Source organism: Actinomadura sp. KC345, from assembly GCF_004348515.1.
Lineage (GTDB): Bacteria > Actinomycetota > Actinomycetes > Streptosporangiales > Streptosporangiaceae > Spirillospora.
In genome coordinates this window covers 1-10,503 of the sequence record NZ_SMKH01000270.1, presented here as the reverse complement: position 1 = coordinate 10,503, position 10,503 = coordinate 1, and the positions used below count along the sequence as shown (strand labels likewise).

Below are 10,503 nucleotides of genomic sequence, written 5' to 3'. Positions count from 1 at the left end.
CGTCTTGTCCGTGCCGGTGGGGGCGGGCGGGGTGCAGGGGCGGTGCAGGACGACGAAGCGGGTGACGGCGTCGGCGACGTCGTGGATGTCCTCGGCGAGGACGGACAGGCCGTAGCGGGACGCGGCGAACGAGCCCGCCAGGGCGGCGTCGTAGTGGCCGTCGGCGACGTGCTGGGCGGCCTCGGCGTTGGACGTGGCGGCGCGCCACTCGGCGTGCGGGACGTTCTCCAGCAGCCAGCGGCGGCACTGCGGCTGCGCGATCGGGTGGGACGCGACGGTCTTGATGTCGTCCATCGCGGTGCCCGGACGCACGAGGAGCGCGAACGACACCGGAAGGTGGATCTCGCCGACGATCTGGAGCGGCTCGCCGGTGGCCAGCTCGTCCAGCGTGGTCGGGACCGAACCCTCGACGGAGTTCTCCAGGGCCACGACGGCCGTGTCGGCCTCTCCGCGGCGCAGGGCCTCCAGGACGGCCGGCACGGTCGCGTACGGGACGTGCTCGGCTCCGGCGGCGCCCCGGAGGGTCAGCAGCGCGGCCTCGGTGAACGTGCCCCGCGGACCCAGGTAGGCGTAGCGCGCTGGCCTGATGTCTGCGGTCACGGGTCCCCCGGGTGCGTGTTACTGGTGGGTGGGAAGAAAATCGAGTTTACCGCCCGCCCGGTAAAGGCCGCCCACGGCTCCCGCGAGGCTCGGCGCGGCTCCCGTCAGGCGCTGGGGGTGGGGGTGCGGTCGCCGTTGCCGAAGTCGGCCAGCGGGTCGTCCATCGACACGACGGGGCCCTTGCCGAGCCGGGCCGCGCGCAGGACCTGGTTCTCCTCGGGGGAGAGCATCTCGACCGGCTGCCCGCCCAGGACGGCCTTGGCGTAGGTCCGCGTCTCGGTCCGCCCGTTGATGGAGCTGACCACGACCCCGTCGCCGACCGCGTTGATCAGGGCGAGGGAGAAGGACCGGTGTCCCGACATCTCCTTGAGGGCGTCGTAGTGGACGATGGCGAGATCGCGCAGGGCGCGCTCGTCCACCGATCCGCTGGCGACCTGGAGTTGGCGCCTGAGCATTTCCGAGCATTCGTCGACGACCTGGTTCACCCGGTTGTGGGCGACCACCGCGATGGACAGGCCCGCAACCCCCGCGACCAGGCCGGCGACGGCCACCGCGACAAGCATCACGCGCCGAGCGTACCCACCCCGACCTCGCGTTGCGAAGAATCCTCGTGATCAGCCCGCGAATCGATCCTTTCCACGAGCCAGATTCCGAGGAGGGCGATCGAGACCAGGGCGGCGATCCCGAACGAGTCGCGGAGGAATTCCCCCGCGAAAACCGAGACCAGGGAGTGTTCCGGGCCGATCATCGCCCGCGCCCACCACGGAATCGGGAAGAGGAAAAGCAGCCAGAGCGCGAACGCGAAAAGACATCTTCGCGTGTCCCGGCCATCCCCGACCAAAGCCGCAATTACCGCAATCATCCAGACGAGATGGTGTATCCACCCCACAGGGGACAGGACGACGGACAGCAGCCCGACGATCGCGACGGAGCCCAGGAGCAGGCTCGCCGAGTCGGCCCCGGTCCGCAGGTCGGCGGCCTGCGACGCGCGCCGGGCCAGCAGGTACCCGTAGTAGGCGACGATCGCGGCGAGCGCGAGCCACACCAGCGTGCGGACGGGGCCCTCGTCCAGGATCCGCGCGACGATCCCCTGCACCGCCTGGTTGGTGGTGCCGTCGACCGCGCCCGTCCGGTCACCGCCCTGGAGGAGCGCGCCGAACCAGAAGTCCGACGAGTCGGACGGCAGCAGCGCGAACCCGCCGAGGGTCGCCGCGGCGGCGGTCAGCACCGCATTGCCGAGCGCGTCCCGCCGTCCGGTGACCAGGAACCAGATGAGGAAGACCCCCGGCACCAGCTTGATCGCGACGGCCAGGCCGACGAGCATCCCGCGCGGCCAGCGGACGGTGCGGGCGCAGCAGTCGGCCAGGCACATGGCGAGGAGGAACAGCCCGACCTGGCCGAAGCGGAACTGGTCCCGGACGGGTTCGAGCCACATCATCGCGGCGACCAGGACTCCGGCGGCGAGCGGAGCCCAGCGCCCGGACCGGCGGATCAGGTCGCGGAACGCGTAGCAGACCGTGACGACCAGCGCGGCGAAGACGAGGCCCGTCCAGATCAGCTGCGCGGCGCCCCAGGGGAGCAGGGTGAACGGGACGGCCAGGACCGCGGCGAACGGCGGATAGGTGAACGGGAGGAACTGCGGCGGCTGCGTGAGGACCTCGTACAGCGGAGCGCCGCGCAGGATGGCGCGCCCCCCGTCCCGGTACACCTCCAGGTCGACGAGCCGCTGGTCCGGCGGATTGGTGAGCCAGTGGACGACGACCGGCGCCGCGGCGGCCAGGGCGACGGCGACGCCGGCCATGAGGATCAGCACATCGGCCCGCGTCCGGCGCCGCCCCGGCGGCTCCACGGAAGCGGCCACGGGTTCGGCCCCGACCTGGGTTTCGCCGACCACCTGCGTCTTGGGACCGTCCACAGCCCGCAGGATATGGCCCCGCCGCGGTGTTATGGCTCTTGTAACCTGAACGCCATGACTCAGCGGGGAGCGAAGATCGGCATGTTCCTCGCGACCCTCGTCGCCGCGCTGATGGGGGTCTCCGTACTCTCCCTCGCCCACGCCGAGCCCGCCGCGGCCGCCGCGGCGGCGTCCCCGGAGAGCGCTTCCCCGCAGCGGGGCGCGCCGGCCGGCGACGGGCGGGTCGTGATCGTCGGCGTCCCCGGGCTGCTGTGGAGCGACGTCACCGAGAAGAACACGCCCGCGCTGTGGGGGCTGACCGCGGAGGGGTCCGCGGCGAGCCTCAGCGTCCGCACGACGCGGGTCAACACGTGCCCGACGGACGCCTGGCTGACGGTGTCGGCCGGGCAGCGGTCCCGGCTCCCGCACGGCGACTGCGCGCTGCCGGCCGCCCCGATCCTGTCCGGGCAGAACTCCCCCACCGGCCCGCCGCCCGCGGGCGGCGCCATCGCCCCCGGCTGGCCGGCGATCAAGAGCGACAACGCGGACACCAACTACCACGCCCAGATCGGCCTGCTCGGCGACGCGGTGAAGTCGGCGGGCGGCTGCACGACGGCGGTCGGGCCGGGCGCGGTGTTCGGCGTCGGCGACGGCGGCGGGCGCGTCGACCGCTACATCGAGTCCCCCGGCAAGGTGACCGCCGCCGACTGGGCGCGCTGCCGGCTCGCCGCGGTGGAGATCGACGACGTGTTCCGCGCCTACATCGACGCCGGCGTCGATCCGGAGGGCGAGCAGTACCCGCTGTCGGAGCGCGTGCGGGCCGCGGCCGCGGCCGCCGCCGACCGCCAGGTGGGGCAGGTCATGACCGGTCTCCCCGAAGGGACGACCGTCCTGCTGGCGGGACTCTCCGACATCGGCGTCGACCCGCACCTGCGCGTCGCCATCGCCAAGGGCGGCGGCGGGACGTACAAGCCCGGATACATGAGGTCCAGCGCCACCCGGCAGGACGGCCTGGTCACGCTCACCGACGTCACCGCGACGGCGCTGGAGGTCCTCGGCCTGCCCCAGCCGAAGCAGGCCGTCGGATCGACCTGGCAGCCGGAGCCGTCGGACGAGACCACCACCGAACGGGTCGAGTCGCTTGAGGACTCCGACGTCGCGGCCCAGGCGATCCGGACCGTCCAGACGTCGTTCTACTGGGTGCTGTTCGCGACCCAGCTCGTCCTGTACGGGGTCGCCGTGCTCGCGCTGCGCCGGCTCGGCGGCGACCGCCGCTCGCGGGCCCGGATACTGGGCGGCACCCGCGTGATAGCGCTGCTCGGGGGAGCGGCGCCCGGCGCGTCGTTCCTCGCGGGGCTGCTGCCGTGGTGGCGGGCCGACAACGCGACTCCCGTCCTGATCTGTACCGTGCTCGGCTTCGCCGGGCTGCTGACCGGCCTGGCGCTGGCCGGGCCGTGGCGCCGGTCCGCGTTCGCGCCGGGGCTGGTGATCAGCGGGATCACGGCCACCGTCCTGGCGCTGGACGTCATGAGCGGGTCGAACCTCCAGCTCAACACGCTGATGGGGTACACGGCGCTCGTCGCCGGCCGCTTCTACGGGTTCGGGAACCAGGCGTTCTCGCTGTTCGCCGTCGCCTCGATCCTGACGGCGGCGTGGCTGTCGGAGTACCCGCTGCGCGGCGGGCGCAGGGCGCTCGCGCTCGGGATCGTCGTCGTCATCGGGACGTTCGCGGTCCTGGTGGACGGGCTCCCGGCGTGGGGCAGCGACTTCGGCGGCGTCCTCGCGATGGTCCCGGCGTTCGCGATCCTCGGCCTGATGGTGACGGGACGGCGCGTCTCGGCGCTCAAGCTCGGGCTGTTCGGCCTGGCGGGCGCGGTGCTGGTGCTGTTCATCTCCTACCTGAACTCGCGGAGCGCCAGCCCCACGCACCTCGGCCGGTTCTGGGACGACCTCGTGGACGGCGAGGCCTGGGGCATCGTCACCCGCAAGTTCGACGCCATGGTGAACAGCCTCGGGTACTGGCCGTACACGCTGGCGGTCGCCGCGGCGGTCGTGTTCCTGTTCTTCGTCCTGGCGCGGCCTACGCGGTGGCGGGTGTCGGTGCTTCAGCGCGCGTACGAGCACAGCCTGACGATGCGCCCGGCGCTGATCTCCGCGCTGACGGTCGGCGTCATCGGCATGCTGGTGAACGACTCGGGCGTGGTGATCCTGTCGGTCTCGCTCAGCCTGGCGACCCCGCTGATGCTCGCCGCGGGCGTCCGGGCGCTGGAGATCGACCTGAGAAACGAAGACTCTGCACGATCAGAACCGTCAGGACCGCGACGAGAGTCCACGGAATCACCGTCGGCCGAACGACGGTGAACAGCCACGACAGCTCGTCCGGCATGCTGATCCGGGCGGGGGCGCGGGCCGGGAGGTAGGCGAGGCTGAGCGCCGTGGTGTGGGCGAGCAGGATCCAGTCGACGCGCGTCCAGGGGAGCAGGGCCAGCAGGGCCCAGCCGAACCCGTCGTACCAGGGCAGCGCGTAGGGCGCGGCGAAGAGCCAGGCGAGGACGAACGCCGCGGCGATCCGCCGGTTCTCCGCGTCCCGCGCCGGCTCCCCCGAAGGGACGGCGCCGTCCGGCGGTATGCCGTCCTTCGCGAGGTCGTCCTTCGGGAGCGTGCGGGCGAGCAGCACGAACAGCACGAGCCCGAGGACGACCGCTCCGATCTTGATGAGGTCGCGCTGGGCGCCGCGTCCGAGCCAGTCGTCCACCAGATGCCAGGGGGTCGCGAACGAGACCATGCCGCTCGCCTCGCGGACCTGGTCGAGCGCGTTCGGCCCGGCGAGCAGGTAGGAGACCGCGGTGACCGCGCCGGCGCCGCCGCACAGGGCGGCCAGCCGCCCGATCGGGCGCCATCGGCGTTCCTCCCGCGTCTCGCGGAGCAGCGACCACGCGGGCCCGCCGCCGACGAGCGCCGCCGGGAGCTTGACCGCCGCGGCGACCCCGGTGAAGGCGCCCGCGGCGAGCGCGCGGACCCACCCGGCACGCCACCACCCCGCCCGCGTCCGGCCGTTGCCGTCCCGGGCGCCGAACAGGGCGAGCGCCGCCACCATCGGCGCGATCGCGAGGACGTCGTTGTGCGCGCCCGCGATCAGGTGGAAGAGGACCAGCGGGTTGCACGTCCACAGGAGCGCCGTCCGGAGCCGCCGTTCCGCGCTCCCGGCCGTCCGGTACAGGATGAGCGCCGTCGCCGCGAACGCGAGCGTGTTGATCGCCGACAGGACGAACACGGTCAGCCGCACCGATCCGCTGCCGATCCAGGCGGCCAGCGCCTGGCCTCCGGTGGCGATCGGCCCGTACACCGACGGCGTCTCGCGCCATTCCTCGGGCGCCCCGGCGACCGGGTCGTAGGGCAGCTCGGAGGCGCTGGTCTCGTACGGGTCGTGGCCGGTGGCCGCCATCCGCCCGTACGAGGCGTAGTTCAGATGGTCCGTGGACCCCACCGGCGGCATCGCCATGAACGCGACCGCCGCCAGCAGCCCGGCCACCACCAGCGGCAGGGCCCGGACGCGCCAGCCCTTCCGGACGGCGGCGAAACACAGCCCGAGCCCGGCCGCGCCCGCCAGCACACCGGCGACGACCAGCCCGATCACCACGTACGGCGACGGATGGACGTTCAGCGCGTAGGGCGGCTCAGCGGGCCCGCCCTCCAGTTCGGGCTGGAAGACGGACGGGCCCAGCAGCGCGGTGAGGACGAAGCACGTGATGCTGATCCCGATCCCCCACAGCCCGCCCGTCCCGAGGCGGGCCGCCCCGAGACCGATCACCGGCGGCTGCCGCGCAGGCGGTCCACGCGGCGGGCGACGGCCGGTTCGCGTACGGCGAGGGCTCTGGCCACGTCCCGGAACTGCCGGGCGCGGTGCAGCTGGGCACGCCAGTCGGTCCCCGTGGCGCGGTGCGCGAGCGGGACCTCGACCTCCCGGACCCGGAAGTTCTTGCGCAGCAGGTCGATGGTGAGCGCGGTCTCCACGCCGAACCCGGCGGCGAGCGGCAGCGCGGCGTCGAACGCGGCCCGGGTCATGCAGCGCTGCCCGTTGAGGGGGGCGGTGGCCTCCCAGCCGGTGGCGCGGCGGATGCCGTCGCGGGACAGCCGCACGACGAACCCGTGCCCGCCGAGCTTCACCGTCGTGGTGAACACCGCGATCGTCATGTCGGCCTCACCGGCCCGCACCGGCTCGGTGAGGGGCGCGGCCTCCCGGGCGGTCTCGGCGAGATCGGCGTCCAGGAACAGCAGGTGGCGGGGCTGGTCGCGGCCTTCGTCCAGCAGCCGGACGGCCTCCGCGCCGGCCTCCATCGCGGCGCCCTTGCCCCGGTTGCGGCTGTGCCGGACGACCCGCGCCCCGGCGTCCCTGGCCACCCGCCCGGTGCCGTCGGAGGAGCCGTCGTCGACGACCACGACCAGGTCGGCGCCGGGAAGTTCGTGGGCGGCCTTGACCGTGGCCGCGATGCGGTCGGCTTCGTCCTTGGCCGGGATGATCACCGCTACGTCCTGCATATCCGCGATCGTAGCCGGGGGCGGCCGCGCGGCGGGGCATGCCGCCGGAACGCCCCCTTCCGTTTCCGTTCCCGTTACGCGCGCGGCCCCGCGTCCGCGGCCGGGACCGCGTCGGTCACGGTGAACACGGTGTCGAGCCCGGTGACCTGCAGGATGCGCTTCACGGCCGGGCGCGGGGCGGCGAGCTCCAGCGACCCGCCCTGCTCCTTGAGCCGCTTCATGGCGGCCAGCAGCACGTTCATGCCGGTCGAGTCGCAGAACTCGACGCCGCTCAGGTCGACCACGATGCGGTTGACCTCGTCGCGCAGCAGGCCCGCGAGGGCCGCCTGCAGCCTGGGCGCGGTGTACAGGTCAAGCTCACCCGTCGCTGTGACGACGGCGTGACCCTCCTGAGACGCGGTCGAGACGTTTAGCTCCACGTCCGGCACACTATCTCGGGAACGGCCCGCGGGCCAGACAGTTCGCCAAGTCCCTTGCGGGATGGGCGTGTCGCCACGCGGGCAGTCCCGCACGCTTTGAGAACTACGCACCGTGATGTCATGATCTCGCCATTGGCGATGCCCGTGGCCGCTCCCGGTGTTCTCCCGGTTCCCGCCTCGTGGGCACCCCGAGTAGGAGAGGCTGAGCAGGTGCAACAGCGGCATGGGCGAAACGTGGATCCGAGAGAGATCCGGCTACGGGAACGCCTGGAGACGGTCCGCGCGCGCTCGGCGAAGTCCAGTTCGTGGCGGACGTCCACCCAGTACTTGTCCCGCCTGATGAACAAGAGCGGCTTCGTCCCGGTCAAGGCGCGCCTGTCCCGCGAGGATCTCGCCTTCCTCGCGGGCGCACGTGAGGAAGTCCTTCTGTTCGCCGAACTCGGCATCCGCCTCCTCGAACTGCACCGGCCCCAGGAGTCCGGCGGCATCACCAGCGACCCGGACAGTCCGATCCACCGCTGCCGTGCATGCATGTCCCGCTGGCCCTGCCCCACCTTCCGCGCGATAGACGACGCCCTGAACAACATCTGAAGCCACGCCACCAACGGTCACGTAGTCAGCGGGAGGCGGACTTCGAAGCGGCAGCCGGGGCCGGTGTTGGCGACGCCGATCTCGCCCGCGTGGGCCTCGACGATGCCGCGGGCGATGGCGAGGCCGAGTCCGGCGCCGCCGCCGGGTGTGCGGGCCGATTCGCCCCGGAACGCGACATCGAACACGCGGGCCAGGTCGTCCTCGGGGATGCCGCCGCAGGCGTCCGCCACCGTCACCCGGGCCTCGCCGCCCCGGACCTCGCCGGTGATCTCGACCGCGCCGTCGCTCGGCGTGTGCCTGATCGCGTTGACGACGAGGTTGCGGAGCGCGCGGCCCAGCTCGCCCGCGTCCACCTGGACCGGCAGGCCCTCCCGGACGCCGCCGCTGAGCCGCACGCCCTTGGCGCGGGCCAGGGCCTCGGCGCCCGCGACGGCCTCGGCCACCAGATCGGCGAGGCCGACGCGCTGCCGGGACAGCCGCAGCGCCCCGGCATGGATGCGGGACAGCTCGAAGAGGTCGTCCACCATCTCGGTGAGCCGCTCCACCTCGACGCGGATGCGCCCGTGGTAGCGCTGGACGGTCCTCTGGTCGGCGACCACCTCGTCCTCCAGCGCCTCGGCCATCGCCCGGAGTCCGGCGAGCGGGGTCCGCAGGTCATGGCTCACCCAGGCGACCAGCTCACGGCGGCTGGTCTCGAGCGCCTGCTCGCGCTCGTGGGACGCGGCCAGCCGGTCGTAGGCGGCCTCCAGTTCCCGGGACAGCTCGGCCAGCTCGGCCGGAAGGCGCGCCTGCGGCGGGTGGAACCGGTCGGCGCGGACGGCCTCCACCAAGGTCCGGTTGGCCGCCACCAGCCGGCGTCCGAGAAGGACCGACACGGCCATCGCGACCAGCCCGGCGGACGTCACGACGGCCAGCACGACCGCGCGGTCGTGCTCGTTCAGCAGCATCATGAACGAGATCACGAGAATGCCGGAGACGGCCGCCAGCACGGTCGCCGCGCCCACGACGATCAACTGCGTCGCGACCGACCGGGCACGCAGCACGTACAGCACACCGAGCGCGACGGCCGCGACGACGAGGGCGGCCAGAGCCGCGTAGAAGACCACCCAGAGCAGATCCTCGAACGGGATCATGACGGGGCCTCGGCGGGCTCGTAGCGGTAGCCGACGCCCCAGACGGTGACGATGCGGCGCGGCGCGGTCGGATCGTCCTCGATCTTCTCGCGGAGCCGGCGGACGTGCACGGTCACCGTGGACGAGTCGCCGAACGTCCAGTCCCAGACGCGTTCGAGCAGCTCCTCGCGGGTGAACGCCTGCCGGGGGTGGCGGAGCAGGAACGCCAGCAGGTCGAATTCGCGGGAGGTGAGCGCCAGGTGCTCGCCGCGCAGCCCGGCCTCGTGCGCGCTGACGTCCACGACCAGGTCACCGTCACGCAGCGGGCCAGACGGGCCGGTCGGGAGCAGCGCGCCGCTCGCCCGGCGCAGCACCGACCGGACCCGCAGCGCCAGCTCGCGCGGGCTGAACGGCTTGGTCACGTAGTCGTCGGCGCCGGTCTCCAGCCCCACGAGCCGGTCGGTCTCCGCGCCGAGCGCCGTCAGCATCACGATCGGGACGGTCGAGGTCTCGCGGAGCCGCCGGCACACCTCCAGGCCGTCCATCCCGGGCAGCATGAGGTCCAGGACGACGAGGTCGGGCGGATGGTCGCGGGCCCTGCGCAGGGCCGTCCGGCCGTCCGCGACACAGTCCACCTCGTGCCCGTCGCGCGCCAGGTAGCGGGCGACGACCTCGGCCACGGTCGGGTCGTCGTCGACCACCAGGACGCGCCCGGCGTGCGTCACGGTCTTCACGTCTGCACGTTACGGCCACGACAACCGATCGGCCTCGTCCGTCATCACCCTGTAAGAACTCTCCGCGAATCAGCCGCCCGACCACATCGCGATAGTGGACGAACATCGCTTTAATGGCCCAATGGTCCAGACGCGCCCCGCCACGCCGGCCTTCGGCGTCATCGCACTCGTCCTCCTCGGCGGCGCGATCGCCACGGCGGTCGGCGCGATCATGATGTTCGCCCGCCTCTACCAGACCGACGTGCTGGAGGGCTTCCGGCACTCGACCGCCTACTACCTGATCACGTGCGCGTTCATCGGCCTCTTCACGGCGGTCGGAGTCATGCTCACCCGCCCGCGCGGCCCGCTCGCACCGATCCTCGCCACGGTCTCCGCGTGCGTCGCCCTCTACGTGGGGAACCGGCTCGGCGTGATCTTCCACAACGTGGCCTTCGGCGGCTTTCCCAGTGGGGACTTCTTCGCCCACATCTGGAAGTACACCTTCGACGTCGAGGACCTCCTGGCACCGGCGGCCGCGGCGGTCATCGCCGGTCTCCGCGTCGCGATGGTCGCCAAGACCCTCGCGCCGAGCGGCGGGCCGTACGGCCCGCCCCACCCTGGCCAGCCCCCGGTAC

The 10,503-nt window shown here is 72.8% G+C and carries 10 protein-coding genes and 1 pseudogene; 3 read left to right on the top strand and 8 right to left on the bottom strand.

Going from position 1 to position 10,503, the window contains the following annotated elements:
• The 3 genes from E1281_RS31555 to E1281_RS31545 all read right to left on the bottom strand — a co-directional run.
• The coding region (locus tag E1281_RS31555; protein WP_279433671.1) for a prephenate dehydratase domain-containing protein at positions 1 to 600 on the bottom strand (600 nt) is incomplete at its 3' end.
• Between the two features lie 104 nt (positions 601 to 704).
• The gene (locus E1281_RS31550; RefSeq protein WP_131883367.1) at positions 705 to 1,163 is read right to left on the bottom strand and encodes a DUF4446 family protein; all 459 of its coding nucleotides are present in this window, start codon (positions 1,161 to 1,163) and stop codon (positions 705 to 707) included.
• Positions 1,163 to 2,515: a glycosyltransferase 87 family protein gene (locus tag E1281_RS31545; protein WP_243717631.1), complete on the bottom strand. Its 1,353-nt coding sequence runs from the start codon at positions 2,513 to 2,515 to the stop codon at positions 1,163 to 1,165. The genes E1281_RS31550 and E1281_RS31545 overlap by 1 nt, the downstream gene beginning before the upstream one ends.
• Before the next feature lie 54 nt (positions 2,516 to 2,569).
• Between E1281_RS31545 and E1281_RS42235 the strand changes: the two genes are divergently transcribed.
• Positions 2,570 to 4,855 (top strand): hypothetical protein, encoded by a 2,286-nt coding sequence (locus E1281_RS42235; protein WP_131883364.1) that lies wholly within the window; start codon positions 2,570 to 2,572, stop codon positions 4,853 to 4,855.
• Between the two features lie 562 nt (positions 4,856 to 5,417).
• Here E1281_RS42235 and mptB read toward each other — a convergent pair.
• From mptB to E1281_RS31530, 3 genes and pseudogenes are all read right to left on the bottom strand, one after another.
• A pseudogene (gene mptB, locus E1281_RS42230) lies at positions 5,418 to 5,996 on the bottom strand (polyprenol phosphomannose-dependent alpha 1,6 mannosyltransferase MptB); the annotation flags it as partial.
• A 305-nt stretch (positions 5,997 to 6,301) separates the two neighbouring features.
• On the bottom strand, positions 6,302 to 7,033 hold the full coding sequence (locus E1281_RS31535; RefSeq protein WP_131883363.1) for a glycosyltransferase family 2 protein: 732 nt from the start codon (positions 7,031 to 7,033) through the stop codon (positions 6,302 to 6,304).
• Positions 7,034 to 7,107: 74 nt separating this feature from the next.
• A complete protein-coding gene (locus E1281_RS31530) occupies positions 7,108 to 7,452 on the bottom strand; it encodes an STAS domain-containing protein (protein ID WP_131883362.1) in 345 nt (114 codons plus the stop codon).
• A 234-nt stretch (positions 7,453 to 7,686) separates the two neighbouring features.
• On the opposite strand from E1281_RS31530, the gene E1281_RS31525 reads away from it, so the two are divergent.
• Complete coding sequence (locus E1281_RS31525; RefSeq protein ID WP_243717630.1) at positions 7,687 to 8,043, top strand: hypothetical protein; 357 nt, start codon at positions 7,687 to 7,689, stop codon at positions 8,041 to 8,043.
• Positions 8,044 to 8,060: 17 nt separating this feature from the next.
• On the opposite strand, the gene E1281_RS31520 is transcribed toward E1281_RS31525, so the two are convergent.
• Complete coding sequence (locus tag E1281_RS31520; protein WP_131883360.1) at positions 8,061 to 9,176, bottom strand: HAMP domain-containing sensor histidine kinase; 1,116 nt, start codon at positions 9,174 to 9,176, stop codon at positions 8,061 to 8,063.
• Positions 9,173 to 9,880, bottom strand: coding sequence for a response regulator transcription factor (locus E1281_RS31515; RefSeq protein WP_131883365.1), 708 nt, complete (start codon positions 9,878 to 9,880; stop codon positions 9,173 to 9,175). Before E1281_RS31515 ends, E1281_RS31520 begins: the two co-directional genes overlap by 4 nt.
• 130 nt (positions 9,881 to 10,010) lie before the next feature.
• Between E1281_RS31515 and E1281_RS31510 the strand changes: the two genes are divergently transcribed.
• Positions 10,011 to 10,503, top strand: a 493-nt coding sequence (locus E1281_RS31510; protein WP_131883359.1) for a hypothetical protein, incomplete at its 3' end; no start/stop codon positions are given.

Coding starts and splice junctions, on each gene's coding strand:
- E1281_RS31550 (WP_131883367.1), bottom strand. CDS start 1,163: ATGCTTGTCGCGGTGGCCGTCGCCGGCCTGGTCGCGGGGGTTGCGGGC.
- E1281_RS42235 (WP_131883364.1), top strand. CDS start 2,570: ATGACTCAGCGGGGAGCGAAGATCGGCATGTTCCTCGCGACCCTCGTC.
- E1281_RS31535 (WP_131883363.1), bottom strand. CDS start 7,033: ATGCAGGACGTAGCGGTGATCATCCCGGCCAAGGACGAAGCCGACCGC.
- E1281_RS31520 (WP_131883360.1), bottom strand. CDS start 9,176: ATGATCCCGTTCGAGGATCTGCTCTGGGTGGTCTTCTACGCGGCTCTG.